Below are 23627 nucleotides of genomic sequence, written 5' to 3' on the forward strand. Positions count from 1 at the left end.
TAAAGAGCAATCCGCCAAGACTTTTCACCTCGCCGCATCGAGCACTGGGCTCAACCGCTTCGTCTTGCGTCGCTGCATCAGCAGCAGAGAAACGAGATTATGAAGAATCTTTTTCTCCTTGTCAACAGCTTTTTTCTGCTTTCGCTTTCAAAACTGAGGACTTCGGAGACCGCCTGTTTCTCTGGCGGCGCTCATCTTGCGACGAGGAGCGGAATTCTAGGCCAAGCAAACGCCGATGACAAGGTGATGACGCGAGTTTTTTTGCGGCCCCTTTCCGGATGCTCATTTCGCCGTTCCGAGGACGACCTCGACGGGCACCGCAGCCGCCATCGCGGCGTATCCGGCGTCGCTCGGATGAATGTGGTCGCCACTGTCGAAACGCCGGTGCAGCGCGCTCGGTCGGGCAGGATCGCGCAGCGCCTGATCGAAGTCGATGACGCCATCGAACGCCCGGCTCGCGCGGAGCGACGCATTGACCGCCGTGCGAATCGCCTCGCGTTCCGGCGGCAGCGACGCCGGCGTGAGCGTGGCTCCGTAGATCTTGAGCCCGCGCTGGTGCGCCTGCGCGATGAGTCGTTGATACCCCCGCAGCAGCGCGTCGGCGTTGACCTCTGTATGCGGCGCATCGCAGTCGAGGCCGCCGTGCGCCGGCATCGCCGCGAAATTGATGTCGTTGATGCCGATCAGCACGATTACCGCGCGCACGCCCGGCTGCCGCAGCGCGTCGCGATCGAAGCGGCTCACGAGCGCCTCGCCGTAGCAAGGCGAATTGCTGAGCAGCCGGTTTCCGCTGATGCCCACGTTGACGACCGCCGCCTGCACGCCGTTCTTCTGAGCGATTTCGCGTGCGAGAGCGTCGGGCCAGCGCCGATTGGCGTTCAGCGTCGAGCGCATGCCGTCGGTAATCGAATCCCCGATGGCCACGACTGCCCGCGCCGTCGGATTCTCGACTGACACGTTCGTGAGCCAGGCGTACTGGGTAAATCGCGTACGGAAGGCTGCGGAAGAAGCGTCGTCCGTGCGGTCTCCGGGCGTCGAGACGTAATTGACCTGGCTTGCCACGCGATGCCACGCGACGAGCTTTTGCTCCTTCCCCATGAACATGCTGACGGCAAGCGGCTGACCGGCGGCCACGTCGAACGCGAGTGGATCGCTCGTGGCTTGCCCGCCGGGCGCGACCGTCACCGTCTTGTTGCCGGCGAAAAGAACGGGCCGGGCGCTGCCGCCCTGAATCGCGGGGCTGCTGCCGCTGATGGCGCGCGCAACGCTCATCGACTCGACGACGAGCGGCGCCGTTCCGTACACATTGCTAATGCGCAAGCGGATTTGCTTGCCGGCAAGCTGCGGATAGATCACTTGCCGGACCGTTCGGCCCCCGACTTCCGGCGCGCGATAAAGCGGCGGAAGGTTGGCGAGTTGCGGAATCGATTGAAGCGCCGTGCCCCAGGCGCTGACCCAATGGTCGTTGACCGGCGATCCGGCCGTCTCGGCTGCAAGCGTCAGCGATGCGGCGGTGAACGGGAAAGCAAGCGCGGCCGCGCTGAGTGCGGCGAGAAACTTGAGCTTCATTCGGCGGTGGCGTTCGGAAAAAGTCTAAATTGTGCCCGATCGGCACATCAAACGCGCCGCCGAATCAGCAAGAAAACGCGCGTCACCGACCCGCCCGCATCGATTGGCCTCACAATGCAGCCAATCCTTTCACGACGTACCTCTATGCAACCCGAAAGCTCCACGCCCCGACTCCATTGGGAAGAGGACGGCGAAAGCCGTTCTGCCCGCTGGCGCTCCGAAAGCGGTAATCAGCCGCCGAAGCGTATCGTCATCGGTCACGACCAGATGACCGCGGATCACGCCTACCGCCTCGCCTGCGAGGGCACGGCCATTCTCTGGCGCGGCGACTTCCAAAACGCGCGGCAGCTCTTGCAGGCGATGGCCCGGCGAATCGACAACAAGCCGCGCAAGGCAAAGAAAGCGGCGTCGGACAAAAATAAACCGACCTCCCCGGTCGATACCTTCAACCTGCACCGTCTCGCGCAGTCGCAGCGGGCGCGCACCCTCGCGATGCTCGTGCTTCCGCTCGACGAGCAGTACGTCATTCCGCTGCGCCGCGCGCCGGACGTGCGTGAAGCGTGCGAGGAAGCGTACGGCCCGGCGCAGGAGCCGTCGGTGGTCTCCTTGCGCGAGGTCCTCGGTCTGATCGGCGCGCACGAGTGGCGCAAGAAAGGCGTCGAAATCAAGGCGACTGGCGGCCGGATTCATCCGTACTACGGCGTCTTTTCGCCGGTGCGCGGCGAGTACGTCGATCTGATCGCGAATCAGCCGTTGCCGTCGACATCGCTCGCGTTTGACGTCGGCACCGGTACGGGCGTGCTCGCGGCGGTGCTGGCGCGGCGCGGCGTCGAGCGCGTCGTCGCCACGGATGTTGATGCCCGAGCGCTTGCCTGCGCTCGCGAGAACATCGACCGGCTCGGACTGCGCAAGCAGGTTGAAGTCGTTGAGGCCGATCTCTTTCCGGAAGGACGCGCGCCGCTCGTCGTGTGCAATCCGCCGTGGCTGCCGGCGCGCCCGAGTTCGGCGATCGAGCACGCGATCTACGATCCGGAAAGCCGCATGCTGCGCGGTTTTCTCGGCGGCCTCGCCGCGCATCTGACGCCCGGCGGAGAAGGCTGGCTCATCTTGTCCGACTTTGCCGAGCATCTCGGGCTGCGCACGCGCGCTCAGCTTCAGGAATGGATCGACGCAGCCGGGTTGAAGGTCGATGGCCGCATCGACGTGAAACCGCATCATCCGCGCTCTACGGACAAGTCGGACCCGCTGCACGCGGCGCGATCGGCGGAGGTGACGTCGCTTTGGCGGCTGGTTGCGGCGTGAGGCGCGGGATGCGAGATTCGGCTTGTTACTGAATGATGTTTGCGGCTCGGCCTCGTTGCATCCGGCGTGCGCTTGGTCCTGCGCGACGCTAGATCGCGTTCCTCGGACGTGAATCGCGACGGTTCGACGCCAGAAACCCGGCCGCTTCGTGCACGTAGCTCGACGCATCGCGGCCGTTGCCGAACGAGCGTCAGAAGCCACTTCACCGCCCGAACGTTGACCGTCCACCTCGCACCGCATGCTCGCGTCCGCTAGTCACGCTCGCCCGCCCAGCCACGCAAGCGCGCCCTCCCCTGCGTCGAGCCCGCTCGCAAAGCACGCCGTCAACAGATAACCGCCGGTCGGCGCTTCCCAATCGAGCATTTCGCCCGCGCAGAACACGCCGGGCAGCGCGGTGAGCATCGAGCGCTCGTCGAGCGATTCGAACGCGACGCCGCCCGCGCTGCTTATCACTTCCGCGATAGGCCGCGGACGTCGCACGCGCACCGGCAATGCCTTGATGCGCGCCGCGAGCGTTTCCACGTCGGCGAATTCGTCCTTGGTGAGACATTCGCGCAACAGGCCGGCCTTCGCGCCCGCCAGATGCAGCCGGCTCTGCAAATGACTCGACAGAGACCGAGCGCCGCGCGGATGCAGCACTTCCGCCCGGACGCGCCCGGCCGACAACTGCGGCAGGAGGTCGACGAGAATGCGCGCGCCGGGGTCGCCTTGCTCCATCAGACGATCGCGGATCTGCGCCGACAACGCGTAGATCAGACTGCCTTCGATGCCATGCTCGGTGATCAGGCACTCCCCGACCCGCCAGTCCACCGCGCCGTCCGCCCGTTCCAGCCCGATCGCGACCGACTTCAGCGGCTCGCCCGCGAAGCGTCCGCGAAACTGCGGCGACCAGTCCACGTCGAAACCGCAGTTTGACGGCAGAAACGGCCGCACGTCGACGCCACGCGCCGCCAGATGCGTCATCGCGCTGCCGTCCGAGCCGAGTTGCGGCCAGCTCGCGCCGCCGACCGCCAGCACCAGCGCATCGTGGCGCACGCGCTTTTCGCCGTCGGGCGTCGCGAACCGCGATTCGCCCACGCCCGCGTCCGTCCAGCCGAGCCAGCGATGCCGCATATGCAGCCGGACACCCGACGCGCGCAGTCGATGCAGCCATGCCCGGAGCATCGGCGCGGCTTTCATGTCCGTCGGAAACACACGGCCCGAGCTTCCCACGAAGGTTTCCACGCCCAGCCCGTGGACCCATTCGCGCAACGCGGCAGCGTCGAAGCGCGCGAGCAGCGGTGCAATGTCCGCGCGACGCGTGCCGTAGCGCGCAATGAACGCGTCGGCAGGCTCGGAGTGCGTCAGATTCATCCCGCCCTTGCCCGCCATCAGGAACTTGCGTCCGACCGACGGCATCGCGTCGAACACATCGACGCTCACGCCGCCCGCCGCGAGCGCCTCCGCCGCCATGAGCCCGGCCGGTCCGCCGCCGACGACCGCGACTTGCACGGATTCGATGTTTTCAACTGAGGTCATGCTAGGTCGCGAGTAAACGAAGAGCGACATTGTCGCATCGCGTTTGATGGCTGGCGGACGAAGGCGCGCGCCCGGCCGTAAGTCATTAAATAACAAAAAAGAATTTGGTCGCCGCCCGCCAGCCGGATACGATCCGGCGATTCCTTGCGTCCACAAACTTCTACATTCCGTCGATCATGTCCGTCTCTATCGCGCCCGAGCGAACACCTTCCCGGGCCGGCGCCGCCGATGCGCGTCCCGTCATCCGCAGCGCCGCCGACGTCTCGAATCTCGTCAATCGCGGCGCGGCCATCGGCAGCGATGCGCGCATCGTCGTCGCCATCGCGCTCGGCGGCATCTTCCTCGATGCCTATGACCTCGGCGCGCTCGCATTCGGCGTCAAGGACATCGCCCGCGAGTTTTCGCTGACGCCGACCGGAACCGGTTTCGTCGCCTCGGCGATCACGTTCGGCGCGATCATCGGCGCGTTCTTCGGCGGCTATCTCACTGACAAGATCGGCCGCTACCGCGTCTTCATGGCCGACATGTTCTTTTTCGTCGTCGCGGCGATCGCCTGCGCGCTCGCGCCGAACGCGTGGGTATTGGGCGGTGCGCGCTTCGTGATGGGACTCGGCGTCGGCATCGACTTGCCCGTCGCGATGGCGTTTCTCGCGGAATTCTCGCGGCTGCAAGGGCGCGGGAACAAGGCCGCTCGCGTCGCGATGTGGTGCCCGACGTGGTACGCCGCGATCAGCATCTCGTACTTGCTTGTGCTTGGTCTGTACGCGGCGCTGCCCGCGCACAACGCGGGCTGGCTGTGGCGGCTGATTCTCGGCTTCGGCGCGGTGCCGGCCATCGCGATCATCGCCATTCGGAGCCGCTACATGAGCGAATCGCCCGTCTGGGCCGCGAATCAGGGCGATTTGCCGGCCGCCGCCGCGATCCTGAAACGCTCCTATGGCGTGGATGCCCGCGTCGATCCGGACGTGCTGGCGGCATCGAAAGCGGCGAAACCGCGCGGCGCGACGTGGGGCAACTACGGCGCGCTGCTGCGCGGCGTGTATCTGCGGCGCACCGTGCTGGCGACGGTTATCGCGATTGCGTCGTCCTTCGCGTACAACGCGGTGGCGTTCGGTCTCCCGGTCATCATCTCGAGTTTCCTCGCGCAGTCGATGCTCACGACGATTCTCGCCTCGCTCGCGCTGAATCTCTGCTTCGCGTTCGCGGGCGGGCTGTTCGCGGTGCGCACGGTGCCGAAGTTCGGCGCGTGGAAGCTGACGGTTGTCGGCTACGCGTTCCAGCTTGTGGCGCTCGTCGGGCTGGCGGTAGTCGGCAAGCCGGCGACGGGCGCGCAGGTCGTCATCGCGATTGCGCTGCTCGCCGCGTTCCTGCTCGGGCAAGGCGTCGGGCCGGGCTCGCACAGCATGACGTTCGCCTCGCTGAGCTATCCGACGTCGCTGCGCGGCGTGGGCGTCGGCTTCAACCAGACGTTGATGCGCGCCAGCTCGACCGTCTCGCTCTTCCTGTTTCCGGTGCTGTCGGCGGCGCTCGGAACGAAAGTGTTCTGGATCATCGCGGTGGCGCCGCTCGCCGGGCTCGTCGCGCTGATGGCGGTGCGCTGGGAACCGTCGGGCTATGACGTGGACGCCGAAGATTTCGAGGGAGAACGCGTCGAGTAATGCGCTCGGAGCAATCTGGCCATGAACAAGCGGTGCGACCCGGAACGGCCGCGCCGCTTTTTATTCAATGCCTCGATGCGTCGGCCGACCGCCTTTAGCTTCGAGAGACAACGCGCCCGGTAGATGGCGGTGCGCTGGAAACCGTCGAGGCTATGACGTGGACGCCGAGGACTTCGAGGGAAAACGCGTCGAGTAACGCGCCCGGAGCAATCTGGCTAACAGGAAGCGGTGCGACCGGAAACGGCCGCGCCGCTTCATCTGCAATGCCTCGACGCGTCGGCCGACCGCCTTTAGCTTCGAGAGACAACGCGCCCGGTAGATGGCGGTGCGCTGGGAACCGTCGGGCCATGACGTGGACGCCGAGGACTTCGAGGGAAAACGCGTCGAGTAACGCGTTCGGAGCAATCTGGCTAAAGGAAGCAGTGCGACCAGAAACGGCCGCGCCGCTTTTTCTTCAATGCCTCGATGCATTGGTCGACCGCCTTTAGCTTCGAGAGACAACGCGCCCGGTAGATGGCGGTGCGCTGGAAACCGTCGGGCTATGACGTGGACGCCGAGGACTTCGAGGGAAACGCGTCGAGTAGCGCGCGTTCGGAGCAATTTGGCTGTTAAGAAGCGGTGCGAGCGGAAACGGCCGCGCCGCTTTTTTTCTGATGCCTCGACGCATCGGCCAACCGCCCTGCTCCGAGAGACAGCGCGCGAGACGAACAAGACAGCAGGCTCTTTGGTTCAGCGAACCGGTGCGCCCGGAAACGGCCGCGCCGCTTTTTTCTCGCGCCTCGATGCATCGGCGAACCGCCGTAGCGCCCGAGAAGGCGAACAGGACAGGATGAATTCGCCTTCAACGAAGGCGGTGCGCCCGAGAACGGCCGCGCCGTTTTTTCCGCCGCTTGATCGCCTCAGGAAAAACCCGCCCATCCCGAAAAATGCGATTCACCGACCGGCCGGTCGGTTTATAATCGGCGCACAGCGACTTTCCTAAGAGCGAGTGTCCGCCATGTACACCCAATCTCTCGACCTCCCCGGCCAGCCGACCGCGCCCGACGCGCCCGCCGACGCCTCCGCGCAGCAGCAACGCTTCGACGCCGTCATGCAAGCCGACGGCAAAATCGAGCCGCAGGACTGGATGCCCGAGGCGTACCGCAAGACGCTCATCCGGCAGATCTCGCAGCACGCGCATTCGGAAATCATCGGCATGCAGCCGGAAGGCAACTGGATCAGCCGCGCGCCGAGTCTCAAGCGCAAGGCGATCCTGCTCGCCAAGGTGCAGGACGAAGGCGGCCACGGGCTCTATCTATATAGCGCCGCCGAAACGCTCGGCGTCTCGCGCGATCAACTTGTCGCCGCGCTGCACGCGGGCAAGGCCAAATATTCGAGCATCTTCAACTATCCGACGCCCACGTGGGCGGATGTCGGCGTGATCGGCTGGCTGGTCGACGGCGCCGCGATCATGAACCAGATTCCGCTCTGCCGCTGCACGTACGGGCCGTACGCCCGCGCGATGATCCGCATCTGCAAAGAGGAGTCGTTCCACCAACGCCAGGGTTTCGACGCGCTGCTCGCCATGATGAAAGGCACGCAGGCGCAGAAGGACCTCGTGCAACAGGCGGTGAACCGCTGGTGGTGGCCCGTGCTGATGATGTTCGGCCCGAGCGACAAGGATTCGATTCACAGCGGGCAGTCGTTCGCGTGGGGCATCAAGCGCATTTCGAACGACGACCTGCGCCAGAAGTTCGTGGATGCCACCGTCGAGCAGGCCAAGATTCTCGGCGTCACGCTGCCCGATCCCGACCTCAAGTGGAACGCGGCGCGCGGCGCGCACGACTACGGCGAGATCGACTGGGACGAATTCTGGCGCGTCGTCAACGGCGACGGTCCGTGCAACAAGGAGCGTCTCGCCACGCGCGTGAAAGCGAACGACGAGGGCGCGTGGGTCCGCGAAGCCGCGCTCGCTTACGCCGAAAAACAGAAGGCGCGCGCGCACAAGCAAGCCGCCTGAACGGGAGACATCGAATATGAGCAAGGAATGGCCGATCTGGGAAGTCTTCGTGCGCAGCAAGCAGGGACTCGATCACAAGCATTGCGGCAGCCTGCACGCCGCCGACGCCGCGACCGCGCTGCGCATGGCGCGCGACGTCTACACGCGGCGTCAGGAAGGCGTGAGCATCTGGGTGGTGCCGTCGTCGGCGATCACGGCGTCCGACCCGGCGGACAAGGGCGAATTCTTCGAACCGGCAGGCGACAAGATCTACCGGCATCCGACGTTCTTCGTGCTGCCCGACGAAATCAACCACATGTGAGCGCGCGCCATGAGCACCGAACATCTCGCGTATGTGCTGCGCCTCGCCGATAACGCGCTGATTCTCGGTCAGCGCAACGCCGAATGGTGCAGCCACGGTCCCGCGCTGGAAGAGGACATCGCGCTGGCGAACATCAGCCTCGATTTGATCGGACAGGCGCGGCTGCTGTACTCGCACGCGGCTTCGCTCGAATCAGCGTTGACGGGCGCGGCAAAGACCGAAGACGACTACGCCTACTTCCGCACGGAACGGGAGTTCGCAAATTACACACTCGTTGAGTTGCCGCACTTCGGTCCGCTCGCGGGCACGGCGCGCACCGAGCGCGATTACGCCGTGACGATCGTGCGCAACTTTCTGTACTCGGCTTTCATGGCCCACGTCTGGACTGCGCTTCAGGCTTCGTCGGACACGCAACTCGCGGCCATCGCGGCGAAGTCGATCAAGGAAACGCGATACCACGTGCATCACGCCCGCGACTGGCTCGTGCGTTTCGGCGACGGCACCGAGGAATCGCATCGCCGTGCGCAAGCGGCGCTCGACTATCTGATGCCGTACACGCGCGAGTTCTTTCATCCGGATGCCGTCGAGCGCGCAGTGGCAGAAGCCGGCATCGCGCCGCTCGCGAGCGATCTCGAAGCCGTCTGGCGCGACGACGTGCAATCCGCTCTCGCCGAAGCCACGCTGCAAGCGCCCGCCGAAGTCAAGCACGTCAGCACGGGCAAGCTCGGCGAGCACTCCGAGCACATGGGCTATCTGCTCGCGGAAATGCAAAGCCTCGCGCGGCAGCATCCGGGCGCGAGCTGGTAATCATGGACGCGACGATAGAACGCGCGTGGTCCGTGCTCGAAGCCGTGCCGGACCCCGAAATCTCGGTGGTGTCGATCCGCGAACTGGGCATTTTGCGCGACGTGCGCCACGGCGACGACGGCGTGCTCGAAGTCGTCATCACGCCGACGTACTCCGGCTGTCCGGCGATGTCGCAGATCGCGGAAGACATCGCCGAGGCGATCGACCGGGCGCAACTTGGCGCGCATCGCGTGGAAACGGTGCTCGCGCCGGCGTGGACCACCGACTGGATCACGGACGAAGCGCGCGACAAGCTGCGCCGCTACGGCATCGCGCCGCCGGCGGGCGCATGCAGCAGCACGGAAAAGCCGATGCGCTTCGTGCCGTACAAGAAGGAAGTCATCGCCTGTCCGCGCTGCGGCTCCACGCACACGGAGAAGCTCGCGCAATTCGGCTCGACGGCGTGCAAGGCGCTTTATCGCTGTCTGGACTGCCGCGAGCCGTTCGATTACTTCAAGCCGTACTGACCTCTCCACGACACGACTCCTATGGCGACTCCGCAATTTCACCCGCTGCGTATCCGCGACGTGCGCCCCGAGACGGCCGACGCGGTCACGGTGTCCTTCGACGTGCCGCCCGAACTGCGCGACGCGTTTCGTTTCACGCAGGGCCAGTTCGTGACGCTGAAGACGCATATCGACGGCGAAGAAACGCGCCGCTCGTATTCCATCTGCGTCGGCGTGACCGACTACGACCGCGACGGCGAACTGCGCATCGGCATCAAGCGCGTGCGCGGCGGGCGCTTCTCGAACTTCGCATTCGATACGCTCAAGCCCGGCCACGAAATCGACGTGATGACGCCGGATGGCCGCTTCTTCACGCATCTGAACGCGGACCACGCGAAACATTACGTCGCGTTTTCCGGCGGCTCGGGCATCACGCCGGTGCTGGCGATTATCAAGACCACGCTCGACATGGAGCCGACGAGCCGCTTCACGCTCGTGTACGGCAACCGCAGCGTGGACGCGATCATGTTCGCCGAGGAACTCGAAGACCTGAAGAATCGCTACATGAGCCGGTTCTCGCTGTATCACGTGCTCTCCGACGATTTGCAGGACGTCGAGCTTTTTAACGGCGTGCTCGACAAGGCCAAGTGCAAGGCGTTTCTCGAATCGCTCCTGCCGCCCGGCGCGATCGACGAAGCGTTCATTTGCGGCCCCGGCCCGATGATGGACGCCGCCGAAGCCGCGCTAAAGGAAGCGGGCGTCGCGCCGGAGCGCATTCACGTCGAACGATTCGGCACGCCGTTGCCGCAGGCGGGCGCGCCGCAAATCGAGATCACGGAAAGCACGCCCGCGGCCGATCTCGAACTCGTCATCGACGGGAAAAAGCGCAAGCTGCGCCTGCCGTATGAAGGCGTGAGCGTGCTCGACGTCGGCCTGAAAGCGGGGCTCGCGCTGCCGTACGCGTGCAAGGGCGGCGTTTGCTGCACCTGTCGCGCGAAAGTGCTGGAAGGCGAAGTCAAAATGGACAAGAACTACACGCTGGAGCAGCACGAAATCGACGACGGCTTCGTGCTGACGTGCCAGTGTCATCCGGTGAGCGAGCGCGTGGTCGTGAGTTTCGACGAACGCTGATTCCGCGCGGCAACCCACACCGGCGCGTTTGCGGATTGGCTAAACTGGAACCGCTCTTCTCGAGCGGTCCTTCGTCTTTCCGGCAAGCCGACACCCATGAATACGATTCACGTCACCAATGGCGACTGCGCGGCCGACGCTCTCTCCAATGCGCTGCGGCTCGCCGAACGCACGGAACAGGTCATCGCGCTGCGCGACGATCTCGCTGTCGGGCCGTTGCGCGACATCGACGAATCGCCTGTCGCGCGCGCGGCGTTCTGGCGTCAGGTGTCCAACACGCCTGCCGATATCGAAGATCAGTTGCAGGGCCAGCTTGCGCTGCTCGGACGGCTTGCGCGCGGCGACGGACAAGTCGTCGTCTGGCACGGCCAAAGCGCGGCGGATCAACTCACGCTTCGGCGCGTGGCGTACTTCCTGCGCAATGCGCCCCAGCGTCTGAACGAAGCGAAACTGACCTTCGACGACCTCGCCATCGAGGCGCCGGACGCGCATCCCGAAACCGTGCGCCGGGCGGACCGGGCGACGTCCGTCGGCATGTTCTCGCCTCGGCAACTTCTCGCGAAGCTGCGGACAGCCGCGCCTATATCCGTGCTGCGCATCAGCCGGCTCGCGCTCGAATGGCAGGAGGCCAAGCATTCGAGCGCGGAAAACCGTCGGCTGCGCGACAACATGCTGGTGTCGGGGACATGGCTGGATGTCGATGACACGCTGCTCGAACTCGCCACGTCCGATTGGCAGCCGGCAACGCGCATCGCCGCGGGCGCGATGGCGCGGCGCTTCGACTTTCTGATGAGCGATTCCGTCGCGTTCTGGCGCTGTCGGGAACTGGTCACGGCGGGCCGGCTTAAAATACGCGGCACGCCGTCGGATATGGCTCACGCCGAATTGCGACGCTCATCGACTCCGTCCGAACAAGCCGAAAGAACGCTTCCGACACATGGCCCGCACCAAAGCGCCTGACCACGACACGCAACGCGAACAGATTCTCGAACTCGCCGCCGCCAAATTCGCGCAGACCAGCTATCCGAGCACGTCGATGTCGGACCTCGCCGCCGCGAGCGGCACCTCGAAGGCGCGGCTCTATCACTATTACGAGAGCAAGGAGGCGATCCTCTTCGACCTGCTCGACCGCTACACGAAGCGGCTCATGCTGATCATCGCGGAAGTGGAAGGCGCGAGCCAGCGGCGCGGCCTGGGCGAGCGCGAAGCCTTCGCGGAACTCGTGCGCGCGTTCCTGGCGGAATACGAGACGTCGCATAGCCGGCACGTCGCGCTGCTGAACGACGTGAAGTATCTCGAAGACGCGCAGCGCGAAGTCGTGCTCGACCGTCAGCGGGATATCGTCGCGGCGTTCACGCGCCAACTCGCCCGCGCTTATCCGAAGCGCGTGACGAAGGAAAATCAGACCGCGCTCACGATGATGGTGTTCGGGATGATCAACTGGACGTTCACGTGGCTGAAGCCGGGCGGCAAGCTCGGCTATAGCGATTTCGCGGAACAGGTCGTCGAGATGATCGAGCACGGACTCGCCGCAGATTAGCCTTGTGCTGCGCTGCGTCACTCTGTCCGCTGCCGTCTAACCGGCTGATTCTGAGGACAAAAACGCAAACCTAGAACGCCTCCCCCACTACTTTTAAGGGTTTTCCCGTACGCGTTTTCCTTGGAAGGGATAAAATTCGTTTTGCTTTGCAGCATACGAACAAGGAGAACACCGTGGAACTGACCTTCAACCGCCCCGCGCCGCAGATCGCCGCCGCCGCTGATCGGCCGCTGCCGGACGCCGCGCGCTTGCCGGTTCTCGTTCGCGAGTTGTCCTCCGCCGATCGTGAGCGCCTGCTCACTCATTTCCTCGCGCTTGACGAAGACGACCGCTTGCTCCGCTTCGGGCAAATCGTGCCGGACCACGTCATCGAAAACTACGTTCAGAACCTGAACTTCACGAACGACACGGTGTTCGGCGTGTTCGGCAATTCGCTGGAACTGCTCGGCGTCGGTCATTTGGCGTATCTGCCGGCGGAAGGCGAGAAGCGCACTGCCGAATTCGGCGTCTCGGTGCTCGAAAGCGCGCGCGGTCGCGGCATCGGCAGCAAGCTGTTCGAGCGCGCCGCCATGCGCAGCCGCAACACGCGCGTTTCCGTGTTGTACATGCATTGCCTGTCACGCAACGCGCGGATGATGCACATCGCGCGCAAATCAGGCATGAAGATCGAATACGCCTACGGTGAAGCCGATGCGTATCTCTCGCTGCCGCCTGCGGATCAGACGAGCATCATGGCTGAAATGCTGCAAGAGCAAGCCGCCGTGTTCGACTACGCGATCAAGCGCCAGGCGCATCGCGCGTCGCAAGTTTTCCGGGCGTTCATGCCGACGGCCAACGCGGCCTGAGTTCATCGGCAGCGCGGTTGACGCCGCGAGCGACACCATGCGAAGGGCGGCTCAGGCCGCCCTTTTCGTTGTCGGAACGCGCTCAACGCAGCGGCAGCGCGGTCGTCTCCTTGATGCGCTCCAGCGAAAAACTCGAGCGCACGTCGATCACCGAAGGGTGATGCAGCAATTGATCCTGCACGAAGCGCGAGAAGTGGTCCATGTCCCGCACCTGCACGCGCAGCAGGAAATCCATCTCTCCGGTCATCGCGTCGCAGGCCACCACTTCCGGCCATGACCGCACGGCTTCGCGGAAAAGATCGCCGTGCGTCGGCGGATTCGGCGTGCCGGCCGACGCGGGCATGCCGCCGCGCTTCTCCAGCCGCACGTTCACGTAAGCCAGCAGGCCCAAACCGAGCTTCTTCGCGTCCAGCAGCGCGACGTAGCCGCGAATCACGCCCGTCTCCTCCAGCCGCCGGATTCGCCGCAAACACGGACTCGGCGAAAGATTCACGCGATCCGCGATCTCCTGATTCGACAGGCGCCCGTTTTCCTGAAGAATCGCGAGGATTCTGCGGTCGATCGTATCGAGTTCGGGCTCGGCCATTTTCGGTCTCCATTCTGCGAATCGGTGGCAGTTTCGTGCGCCATCTTAGGAACGCGTGATTTCTTTCGCAAGTTTTTGCCGCCGTTCGCTGGCTAAACTTCTCTCCACGTCGCGGCAAAGCGCCGCATAGAAAACGGGAGACACGCATGAGCACTACGACCTGGGAGAACCCCGTCGGCACCGACGGCTTCGAATTCATCGAATACACCGCGCCGGATCCGGTCGCGCTCGGCAAGCTGTTCGAGCAGATGGGCTTCACGGCCATCGCGCGGCATCGGCACAAGAACGTGACGCTGTACCGGCAGGGCGAAATCAACTTCATCGTCAACGCGGAGCCGGATTCCTTCGCGCAACGCTTCGCGCGCCTGCATGGACCGTCGATCTGCGCGATCGCGTTTCGCGTCGCGGACGCGGCGAAAGCGTACAAGCGCGCGCTCGAACTCGGCGCGTGGGGCTTCGACAACAAGACCGGCCCGATGGAACTGAACATTCCGGCGATCAAGGGCATCGGCGATTCGCTGATCTACTTCGTGGACCGCTGGCGCGGCAAAAACGGCGCAGAGCCGGGCAGCATCGGCGATATCAGCATTTACGACGTCGACTTCGAGCCGATTCCCGGCGCGAATCCGAATCCGGTCGGCCACGGACTGACGTACATCGACCATTTGACGCACAACGTGCATCGCGGCCGGATGATCGAATGGGCCGAGTTCTACGAGCGCCTCTTCAATTTCCGCGAAGTGCGCTACTTCGACATCGAAGGCAAGGTGACGGCGGTGAAGTCGAAAGCGATGACCTCGCCGTGCGGCAAGATTCGCATTCCGATCAATGAAGAAGGCTCGGAAAACGCCGGCCAGATTCAGGAATATCTCGACGCGTATCGCGGCGAAGGCATCCAGCACATCGCGCTCGGCACCGACAATATCTATGAGACGGTGGACGGCCTCCGCGCGTCGAACATTGCGCTGCTGGACACCATCGACACGTATTACGAACTCGTCGACCGGCGCGTGCCAAATCACGGCGAATCGGTCGCGGAACTGAAAAAGCGCAAGATTCTGATCGACGGCATTCGCGACGAAATCCTGCTGCAAATCTTCACGGAGAATCAGATCGGGCCGATCTTCTTCGAGATTATCCAGCGCAAGGGCAATCAGGGCTTCGGCGAGGGTAACTTCAAGGCGCTGTTCGAATCCATCGAACTGGACCAGATGCGGCGCGGCGTATTGAAAGACACGAGCGCGTAAGAACCGAAAAGGCGCAAAAAAAGGGACATGAACGCAGCGTTCATGTCCCTTTCGTTTTTTAGCGATGCTTTCAGGCGGCGTTCTCGTCGTTGCTGCGCTCGGCCTCGCGGCGCTCGCCGCCGCGCGTCTGCGGCGTCTGCGTGCGCACTTGCGCGACGGGCGGAACTGACGTGGCCCCGAGCGGCGCGCCGTTCGCCCGCGCGCCGCCCATCGGCGCGCTGATCGCGAAAAAGGCCGCCGAGACCATCAGGAAACTCTGGATGTGGCGTTGCTTCATTCTTTTCTCCTTCTGACTGCGTGTGTACGGCTGCCCGCCGTTCCGCGCTTTCGAAAACCGTACGCGAAACTGCGCAAGCGCCCGTTTAGACAGAACCGCGACCGGGGGTTCCGCGCATCGGTCACATTTACACCCTGTAACAAACGTCTCGACGCCCCGCGCCGCGCTTCATCGTTTTGACGCAAACTGCACCTAAGTGAGGATTTTTTAACGGGTTTCTACCACTGTCTCGAAAGCGCGGGCATCGGCAAACTTGAAGTCCCGGCCTGCGCGTTCACAAGACGCAACGGCCCGAATCATGCTTTGGCGATCCCAAACTCCGGGTGGAGGAGCACACAGAATGAACGCCCCGCTAGACGCAGAACAAAGAGCTTCGCTAGAAGCCGCGCTGAAATCCGTCACGCTCGACGACAAGTACACCCTCGAACGCGGCCGCGCGTACATGAGCGGCATCCAGGCGCTGGTTCGCCTGCCGATGCTTCAGCAAGAACGCGACAGAGCCGCAGGCCTCAACACCGCCGGGTTCATCTCCGGCTATCGCGGTTCTCCCCTCGGTGGTCTCGACCAGTCGCTCTGGAAGGCGAAGAAGTATCTCGCCGCGCATCAGGTCGTGTTTCAGCCGGGCGTGAACGAAGATCTCGCGGCCACCGCCGTCTGGGGATCGCAGCAAGTCAACCTCTACCCGAGCGCCAAGTACGACGGCGTCTTCTCCATGTGGTACGGCAAAGGCCCCGGCGTCGACCGATCCGCCGATGTCTTCAAGCACGGCAATTCCGCCGGATCGTCGCAACACGGCGGCGTGCTGGTGCTCGCCGGCGACGACCACGCGGCGAAGTCATCGACGCTCGCGCACCAGTCCGAGCACATCTTCAAGGCCTGCGGGCTGCCGGTGCTGTTTCCGTCGAACGTGCAGGAATATCTCGACTTCGGCCTGCACGGCTGGGCGATGAGCCGCTACTCGGGCCTCTGGGTCGCGATGAAATGCGTGACCGACGTGGTGGAATCGTCGGCGTCGGTCGATATCGACCCGCATCGCACGCAAATCGTGATTCCGACCGATTTCGCGATGCCCGACGGCGGCCTGAACATCCGCTGGCCCGATACGCCGCTCGTGCAGGAAGCGCGTCTGCTCGACTACAAGTGGTACGCCGCGCTCGCCTACGTGCGCGCGAACAAGCTGGATCGCATCGAGATCGATGCGCCGCACGCGCGCTTCGGCATCATGACGGGCGGCAAGGCGTACCTCGACGTGCGTCAGGCGCTGACCGATCTTGGCCTCGACGATGAAACCTGCGCGCAGATCGGCATTCGCCTGTACAAGGTCGGCTGCGTGTGGCCGCTGGAAGCACAAGGCGCGCAGGAATTCGCGCGCGGCCTCAAGGAAATTCTGGTCGTCGAAGAGAAGCGCCAGATTCTCGAATACGCGATCAAGGAAGAGCTATACAACTGGCCGGATGCGCAGCGTCCGCGCGTCTTCGGCAAGTTCGACGAAAAAGACGGCGCAGGCGGCGAATGGTCTGTGCCGATGGGCAACTGGCTGTTGCCCGCGCACTACGAGCTTTCGCCCGCAATCATCGCAAAAGCCATTGCCGCGCGGCTCGCGAAGTTCGACCTGCCCGCCGACGTGCGCGCGCGCATCGCGGCGCGCATCGCCGTGATCGAGGCGAAGGAAAAGGCGCTCGCGCGCCCGCGCGTCGAAGCGGAGCGCAAGCCGTGGTTCTGCTCCGGCTGTCCGCACAACACGTCGACGAACGTGCCGGAAGGATCGCGCGCGATGGCGGGCATCGGCTGTCACTACATGACGGTCTGGATGGACCGCAACACGAGCACGTTCAGTCAGATGGGCGGCGAAGGCGTCGCATGGGTCGGCCAAGCGCCGTTCACCAACGACAAGCACGTGTTCGCCAATCTCGGCGACGGCACGTACTTCCACTCGGGCCTGCTCGCCATTCGCGCGGCGATCGCGTCGAAGGTCAACATCACGTACAAGATTCTGTACAACGACGCCGTCGCGATGACAGGCGGCCAGCCGGTCGACGGCGTGCTGACGGTGCCGCAGATCACGCATCAGCTCGCGGCGGAAGGCGCAGCGAAGATCGTCATCGTCACGGATCAGCCGGAGAAATACACGCCGGATGTCGGCCTCGCGGCGGGTATCGACGTGCATCATCGTGACCAGCTCGACGACATTCAGCGCCAGTTGCGCGAGATTCCCGGCACGTCGATTCTGATCTACGACCAGACTTGCGCCACCGAGAAGCGCCGCCGCAGAAAGCGCGGCGCGTTCCCCGATCCGGCGAAGCGCGTCGTCATCAACGAGGCCGTGTGCGAAGGCTGCGGCGATTGCTCGGTGAAGTCGAACTGCCTGTCGGTCGAGCCGCTCGACACCGAGTACGGCACGAAGCGGCAGATCAACCAGTCGACGTGCAACAAGGACTTCTCGTGCCTGAACGGCTTCTGCCCGAGCTTCGTGACGGTGGAAGGCGGCCAGTTGAAGAAGCCGAAGGCGACGAGCGTGGCTGGCGACGCGATGCCGCCCGTCCCGACGCCCGAACTGCCCGACATCGGCCGGCCGTACGGCGTGCTGGTGACGGGCGTCGGCGGAACGGGCGTGGTGACGATCGGCGCGCTGCTCGGCATGGCGGCGCATCTGGAGCAAAAGGGCGTCACCGTGCTGGACGTGACCGGCCTCGCGCAGAAAGGCGGCGCCGTGATGAGCCACGTGCAGATCGCCAACCGCCCGACCGACATTCACGCGACGCGCATCGCGATGGGCGAGGCGGATCTCGTCATCGGCTGCGATGCCATTGTCACGGCAAGCGACGAATGCGGCTCGCGGATGCAGCCGGGTCGCACTCGGGTGGTCGTGAACAGCGCGCAGACGCCGACGGCCGCGTTCATCAAGGACCCGAACTGGCGCTTCCCGGGCGCGAGCGCGGAAGCCGATATCCGCGCGGCCGCGGGCGAGCATGTCGCGCTCGTCGATGCGAACCGCTTCGCCGTCGCGCTGATGGGCGACGCCATCTACACGAATCCGTTCGTGCTCGGCTATGCGTGGCAGATGGGCTGGGTGCCGCTGCGGCATGAGTCGATCGTGCGCGCCATCGAACTGAACGCCGTGCAGGTCGAGAAGAATCTCACCGCGTTCGAATGGGGCCGCCGCGCCGCGCACGATCTCCCGGCTGTCACGCGTCTCGCGCAAGGGACGCAGGATGCGACGCCGAGCAAGGTCATCGCGCTGCATACGCCGAAGGCGCTGGATGCGCTGATCGACAAGCGCCTCGACTATCTCTCGAAGTATCAGAACGCTGCCTATGCCGCGCGTTACGGGCGGCTCGTGGCTTCGGTCCGTGCGGCGGAGGCGGAAGTCGGCACCGGCGATTTCCTGCTAACCGAGGCCGTCGCGAAGAATCTGCACAAGCTGATGGCCTACAAGGACGAGTACGAAGTCGCGCGTCTCTATGCCGATTCGGCGTTCATCGAGAAGGTTCGCGGGAGTTTCGAAGGCGACTGGAAGATCAAATTCCATCTCGCGCCGCCGTCGATGTCGAAGAAGGACGCGCATGGGCATCTGGTGAAAAAGCAGTACGGTCCGTGGATGATGTCCGCGATGCGCGTGCTCGCGCGAATGAAGTTCCTGCGCGGGACAGCGCTCGATCCGTTCGGGCGCACGGAAGAGCGGAAGATGGAGCGGGCGTTGATCGGCGAGTATGAGGCGCTGGTGAAGGAACTGATCGCTGGATTGACGCCGCAGAAGCTGCCGCTGGCTGTCGAACTGGCGAGTCTTCCCGATTCCATGCGCGGATATGGGCATATCAAGGAGAACAACGTGAAGGCGGCGAAGGTCAAGTGGGAAAAGCTGCTGGCGCGGTGGCGTTCGAACGAAGGTGGGCAGAAGCGGCAGGTGGCTTGATTCTCGCCACTTCACGCTCGGAGGCGGTTCGCGAAAGCGAATCGCCTTTTTTGTTTCGATGCGCCCGCGTTACCAAACATCGTTTCGATGAATCGGCACCCTTCGTCGAGGCCGACTCGCTCGAACGGCGCTGCGTGATGCGCGTACAGCAACGGCGTTCCCAAACGATGAATCAACCTCACGTCCAGGCGAAAGAGCGTACCGATCGGATACTGCGCACGCATGCTTTTGCTGCACTCGACGCGGAGATCAGTGCTGAACCCTTGGCCCGCTAACGGGCGCACGCGCACGGTGACGCCGAATTTTCGCCCCGCGCACGGAACGTCGCAACGATGATCTCCAACGACCGCTCCATTAATTGATTCGTATCCCGAATTGAATCACGGGAGAGACCGTAAAGATTCGACTGTTCAGGATAAGACGTCTAAAAAAAAACGGCGACCCAGTCTCCCGAATCGCCGTCCATTACTTCTACGCTAAGTCGCCTTACTTCGCCTTCATCACGCTGGCATTCGCACTCGCCACCGCCGTCATATTAATAATCCGCCGCACGGTCGCCGCCGGCGTCAGAATATGAACCGGCTTCGAAGCGCCGAGCAGGAACGGCCCAACAGTCACGCCTTCCCCGCTCACCATCTTCAGCAAGTTGTACGTGATATTCGCCGCTTCCACGTTCGGCATGATGAGCAGATTCGCCTCGCCCGAAAGCGTCGTGCCGGGGAACGCCGCCTTACGCACGGTTTCCGACAAAGCCGCATCGCCGTGCATTTCGCCATCGACTTCGAGGTCCGGCGCGCGTTCCGCGATCAGCTTGCGCGCTTCCGCCATGCGCTTGCTCGATGCGCTCGGCACGCTGCCGAAGTTCGAGTTCGACACCAGCGCGACCTTTGGCTGAATGCCGAATCGCTCGATTTCGCGCGCCGCGAGAATCGTCATGTCGGCGAGTTGCTCGGGCGTCGGCAATTCATTGACGTACGTGTCGCTGATGAAAATATTGCGCCCTTGCAGCATCAGCAGGTTCATCGCCGCGAAGTTGTCCGCGCCTTCCGCCTTGCCGAGCACCTGATCGATGAACTTCAGGTGATCCTGATACGTGTCGATGAGGCCGCAGATCATGCCGTCCGCATCGCCCGTATGAACGAGGATCGCGCCGATCAGCGTGTTGAACTTGCGCAGCGCCGCCTTCGCGCTTTCCGGCGTCACGCCCTGACGCGCCGCGATCTCGTGATACGCCTGCCAGCTCTTCTGATAGCGCGGGTCGTCTTCCGGATTCACGATCTCGAAATCGACGCCCGGCTTCAGCTTCGAGCCCATCTTCTGCAGACGCATTTCAACGACCGCCGGCCGCCCGATGATGATCGGCTTCGCGATCTTCTCCAGCAGCACGAACTGCGCGGCGCGCAGCACGCGCTCGTCTTCGCCTTCCGCAAACGCGATGCGCGCCGGCGCTGCCTTCGCGGCCGCGAACACCGGGCGCATCACCATGCCGGTGCGATACACGGTCGCCCCGAGCGTCTCGCGATACGCGTCCATGTCTTGAATCGGGCGCGTCGCGACGCCGGAATCCATCGCGGCCTGCGCGACAGCCGGCGCAATCTTGATGATGAGACGCGGATCGAACGGCTTCGGAATCAGATACTCGGGACCGAATTCAAGCGAATGGCCTTCGTAGGCCTTCGCGACTTCATCGCCCTGATCGGTTTCTTCGGCCAGTTCCGCGATCGCGCGCACGCACGCGAGCTTCATCTCTTCCGTGATGGTCGTCGCGCCGACGTCGAGCGCGCCACGGAAGATGAACGGGAAGCACAGCACGTTGTTCACCTGGTTCGGATAGTCCGAACGGCCCGTCGCGATGATGCAGTCCGGGCGCACCTTCTTCGCCTCTTCCGGCCGGATTTCCGGCTCGGGGTTAGCCAGCGCGAGAATCAGCGGCTTGTCGGCCATGGTCGCGACCATTTCCGGCTTGAGCACGCCCGCGCTCGAACAGCCGAGGAACACGTCGCAGCCGTGCATCGCGTCGCCGAGCGTGCGCGCGTCGGTGCTGGCCTGATACCGCTCCTTCGACGCATCCAGATTGCCGCGCCCTTCGTAAATCACGCCCTTCGAGTCGACGACGATAGTGTTCGACTTCTTCAGGCCCAGATCGATAAGCAGGTCCAGACACGCGATGGCCGCGGCGCCCGCGCCCGAGCAGACGAGCTTCACGTTGTCGAGCGTCTTGCCGACCACTTTCAGGCCGTTGAGAATCGCCGCCGACGCGATGATCGCCGTACCGTGCTGATCGTCATGGAAGACGGGAATCTTCATGCGCTCGCGCAGCTTCTTTTCGATGTAGAAGCATTCCGGCGCCTTGATGTCTTCCAGATTGATGCCGCCGAGCGTCGGTTCGAGCATCGCGATCGCGTCGACGAGCTTGTCCGGGTCCGTCTCGTTCAGTTCGATGTCGAACACGTCGATGCCCGCGAACTTCTTGAACAGGCACCCTTTGCCTTCCATGACCGGCTTGGCCGCGAGCGGGCCGATGTTGCCGAGCCCGAGCACGGCCGTGCCGTTCGTCACCACGCCGACGAGGTTCGCGCGCGACGTGTACTTCTGCGCGTCGAGCGGTTCGTCGTAGATCGCCATGCACGCAGCCGCGACGCCCGGCGAATACGCGAGCGACAAGTCGAGCTGGTTAGAGAGCGGTTTGGTCGGCGTGACGGAAATCTTGCCGGGACGCGGATTCTGGTGGTACGCGAGAGCGCTTTGCTTCAGTTGTTCGTCCATGATTAGCCTGAGACGTTAGAAATTTTTTGAACAGGGTTCACAGCCGGCGGCCGCTCGGCACTGTGGGCGGGATGTGATTAATGGAGCGATGTTGTTGTCACCCGGCGCGTCGGATAGACGCAGCGTGCCGCCCGGCAGGGATGAAGCGGGCGAACGGAGCCTTGTTTTTGGTTGTTCAGTGTACACCGCGTATCCCAAATGGCGCGACGCAGCATTTCACGCGCAAAGCGTTGCTGGGCGTGCGTTTCGTCGGAAGAAGACGCACGCCGCGCCTTTCAGTCGAGTTCCGCGCCGCGCTTTTCGGGGATCAGAAAGAGCGTCGCGGCGACATCGAGCAGATAGATGCTGGCGAGAAACGCGAGCGCCACCGCGAACGTATAGCGCGCCGCGAGCGCGCCTACGACGACCGGCCCGAGTCCGCCGACCGCCCGCCCGATGTTGAACAGTACGTTCTGCGCAGTGGCGCGCGCTTCGGTCGGATAGATCTCGGAAATCAGCGCGCCGTAGCCGCCGATCATCCCGTTGACGAACACGCCCATCGCCGCGCCGCCGATCAGGAGCGCGGCCGGGCTCGTCAGATTCGAATAGACGAAGACCATGGCGACCGCGCCGATCTGATAGGCGAGAAACGCGGGTTTGCGTCCGAAGCGGTCGGCCGCGATGCCGAACAGCCAGATGCCGAGCGCCATGCCGAGCACGGTCGCGGCCGTCCAGACGCCGGATTTCGTGAGCGAATAGCCGAACGTCTTCGACAGATAGCTCGGCAGCCAGATCATCAGACCGTAATAACCGAAGTTCTGCACCGAGCACAGCACGATCACGCCGAGGCTCGCGCGCGCGGTGCGCGCATTGTTGAACAGGCGCTTCAGCGGCAACTTGCGCGCGGCGTTTTCGGTGCGGCGCGCGGTGAAAAGCGCGGGTTCGGCCACGCGCCGCCGCACCAGAAACGAGACGACGGCCGGCATCAGGCCGACGGCGAACATGCCGCGCCAGCCGATCATCGGCAGAAGCAGCGGCGTGAGGAGCGCGGCGGCGAGCACGCCGAGTTGCCAGCCGAGCCCGACATACGACGACACGCGCGCCCGCTGCCGCGCGGGCCACGCTTCCGCGACGAGCGCCATGCCGATGCCGAACTCCCCACCGAGTCCGACGCCCGCCATCGTGCGATAGAACAGCAAGTCGCCGTATCCGCGTGCGAGCGCGCAGAGGCCCGTGAAGACGGCGAACACCAGAATGGTCCACGTGAGCATGCGCACGCGCCCGAAGTAGTCCGACAGCACGCCGAATACGACGCCGCCCGCCACCGCGCCCGCGAGCGTCCACGTGACGAGCGCGCCGGATTGCGCGGGCGTCAGGTGCAAGTCGGCAGCGATCGCGGGAAGCATGAAGCTGAGAATCAGCAGGTCGAAGCCGTCCATCGCGTAGCCGAGCACGGATGCGGCGAGCGCATGCCACGCGTGGCGAGGCAAGGTATCGGGAGAATCGGAAGAATCGGTCGGGCGGGAAGCGGGTCTCATCGCGAAAATGAATCGGAAGGCGCGGCGAGTGTACTGGCGAGCGGCCCGCCGTCACAACCGGAAAAAAGTCGCTCGGGACGCGTGCCGCCGCGCTGCTCGCCCCGCCGCGCAGGCTCGGGTAAAATCGCGGGTTAGCTGTGCATGGGACAACGCAGGCGCTTTCAGC

Annotated in this window: 19 protein-coding genes; 13 read left to right on the forward strand and 6 right to left on the reverse strand. The window is 64.1% G+C overall.

Translation table 11 applies throughout. The annotated features are described in order from the left end of the window. Positions 1-282: 282 nt before the first annotated feature. On the reverse strand, positions 283-1569 hold the full coding sequence (locus tag HWX53_RS00005; RefSeq protein ID WP_175938257.1) for an SGNH/GDSL hydrolase family protein: 1287 nt from the start codon (positions 1567-1569) through the stop codon (positions 283-285). A gap of 144 nt (positions 1570-1713) precedes the next feature. Here HWX53_RS00005 and HWX53_RS00010 point away from each other — a divergent pair, with 144 nt between their 5' ends. Then, positions 1714-2871 (forward strand): class I SAM-dependent methyltransferase, encoded by a 1158-nt coding sequence (locus HWX53_RS00010; protein WP_175938259.1) that lies wholly within the window; start codon positions 1714-1716, stop codon positions 2869-2871. A gap of 255 nt (positions 2872-3126) precedes the next feature. On the opposite strand, the gene HWX53_RS00015 is transcribed toward HWX53_RS00010, so the two are convergent. Beyond that, complete coding sequence (locus HWX53_RS00015; RefSeq protein ID WP_175938261.1) at positions 3127-4389, reverse strand: TIGR03862 family flavoprotein; 1263 nt, start codon at positions 4387-4389, stop codon at positions 3127-3129. Positions 4390-4565: 176 nt separating this feature from the next. Between HWX53_RS00015 and HWX53_RS00020 the strand changes: the two genes are divergently transcribed. The 9 genes from HWX53_RS00020 (at position 4566) to HWX53_RS00060 (ending at position 13155) form a co-directional block, all read left to right on the forward strand. Continuing rightward, positions 4566-6047, forward strand: coding sequence for an MFS transporter (locus tag HWX53_RS00020; RefSeq protein WP_175938263.1), 1482 nt, complete (start codon positions 4566-4568; stop codon positions 6045-6047). Between the two features lie 997 nt (positions 6048-7044). Continuing rightward, positions 7045-8046, forward strand: coding sequence for a 1,2-phenylacetyl-CoA epoxidase subunit PaaA (paaA, locus tag HWX53_RS00025; RefSeq protein ID WP_175938265.1), 1002 nt, complete (start codon positions 7045-7047; stop codon positions 8044-8046). A gap of 16 nt (positions 8047-8062) precedes the next feature. Then, on the forward strand, positions 8063-8347 hold the full coding sequence (gene paaB, locus HWX53_RS00030) for a 1,2-phenylacetyl-CoA epoxidase subunit PaaB (protein WP_159837210.1): 285 nt from the start codon (positions 8063-8065) through the stop codon (positions 8345-8347). A 9-nt stretch (positions 8348-8356) separates the two neighbouring features. Then, positions 8357-9154, forward strand: coding sequence for a 1,2-phenylacetyl-CoA epoxidase subunit PaaC (paaC, locus tag HWX53_RS00035; RefSeq protein ID WP_175938267.1), 798 nt, complete (start codon positions 8357-8359; stop codon positions 9152-9154). Positions 9155-9156: 2 nt separating this feature from the next. Next, complete coding sequence (gene paaD, locus HWX53_RS00040; protein ID WP_175938268.1) at positions 9157-9660, forward strand: 1,2-phenylacetyl-CoA epoxidase subunit PaaD; 504 nt, start codon at positions 9157-9159, stop codon at positions 9658-9660. Between the two features lie 21 nt (positions 9661-9681). Then, positions 9682-10770 carry a 1,2-phenylacetyl-CoA epoxidase subunit PaaE gene (gene paaE / locus HWX53_RS00045; protein ID WP_175938270.1) on the forward strand — a complete coding sequence of 363 codons (1089 nt, stop codon included), beginning with the start codon at positions 9682-9684 and terminating at the stop codon, positions 10768-10770. Positions 10771-10866: 96 nt separating this feature from the next. Next, complete coding sequence (locus tag HWX53_RS00050; protein ID WP_175938272.1) at positions 10867-11730, forward strand: DUF1835 domain-containing protein; 864 nt, start codon at positions 10867-10869, stop codon at positions 11728-11730. Further along, positions 11708-12310 (forward strand): TetR/AcrR family transcriptional regulator, encoded by a 603-nt coding sequence (locus tag HWX53_RS00055; RefSeq protein ID WP_175938275.1) that lies wholly within the window; start codon positions 11708-11710, stop codon positions 12308-12310. Before HWX53_RS00050 ends, HWX53_RS00055 begins: the two co-directional genes overlap by 23 nt. Before the next feature lie 206 nt (positions 12311-12516). Continuing rightward, positions 12517-13155 carry a GNAT family N-acetyltransferase gene (locus HWX53_RS00060; protein ID WP_244140026.1) on the forward strand — a complete coding sequence of 213 codons (639 nt, stop codon included), beginning with the start codon at positions 12517-12519 and terminating at the stop codon, positions 13153-13155. Positions 13156-13237: 82 nt separating this feature from the next. Here the strand turns inward: HWX53_RS00060 and HWX53_RS00065 are convergent, their stop codons facing one another. Further along, positions 13238-13741: an Lrp/AsnC family transcriptional regulator gene (locus tag HWX53_RS00065; protein WP_175938279.1), complete on the reverse strand. Its 504-nt coding sequence runs from the start codon at positions 13739-13741 to the stop codon at positions 13238-13240. Between the two features lie 146 nt (positions 13742-13887). Between HWX53_RS00065 and hppD the strand changes: the two genes are divergently transcribed. Next, positions 13888-14988 (forward strand): 4-hydroxyphenylpyruvate dioxygenase, encoded by a 1101-nt coding sequence (hppD, locus tag HWX53_RS00070; RefSeq protein WP_175938281.1) that lies wholly within the window; start codon positions 13888-13890, stop codon positions 14986-14988. A gap of 70 nt (positions 14989-15058) precedes the next feature. On the opposite strand, the gene HWX53_RS00075 is transcribed toward hppD, so the two are convergent. After that, positions 15059-15265 carry a hypothetical protein gene (locus tag HWX53_RS00075; protein ID WP_175938283.1) on the reverse strand — a complete coding sequence of 69 codons (207 nt, stop codon included), beginning with the start codon at positions 15263-15265 and terminating at the stop codon, positions 15059-15061. A gap of 340 nt (positions 15266-15605) precedes the next feature. On the opposite strand from HWX53_RS00075, the gene HWX53_RS00080 reads away from it, so the two are divergent. Beyond that, the gene (locus HWX53_RS00080; RefSeq protein WP_175938285.1) at positions 15606-19178 is read left to right on the forward strand and encodes an indolepyruvate ferredoxin oxidoreductase family protein; all 3573 of its coding nucleotides are present in this window, start codon (positions 15606-15608) and stop codon (positions 19176-19178) included. Beyond that, positions 19175-19453, forward strand: a complete 279-nt coding sequence (locus HWX53_RS00085; RefSeq protein WP_175938287.1) for a hypothetical protein — start codon at positions 19175-19177, stop codon at positions 19451-19453. Before HWX53_RS00080 ends, HWX53_RS00085 begins: the two co-directional genes overlap by 4 nt. A gap of 211 nt (positions 19454-19664) precedes the next feature. On the opposite strand, the gene HWX53_RS00090 is transcribed toward HWX53_RS00085, so the two are convergent. After that, positions 19665-21944, reverse strand: a complete 2280-nt coding sequence (locus tag HWX53_RS00090) for an NADP-dependent malic enzyme (RefSeq protein WP_175938289.1) — start codon at positions 21942-21944, stop codon at positions 19665-19667. Positions 21945-22219: 275 nt separating this feature from the next. After that, entirely contained in the window at positions 22220-23461 is a 1242-nt protein-coding gene (locus HWX53_RS00095) for an MFS transporter (RefSeq protein ID WP_175938291.1), read from the reverse strand. Positions 23462-23627: the final 166 nt, after the last annotated feature.

It is taken from the genome of Caballeronia sp. BCC1704, from assembly GCF_902833455.1.
Lineage (GTDB): Bacteria > Pseudomonadota > Gammaproteobacteria > Burkholderiales > Burkholderiaceae > Caballeronia.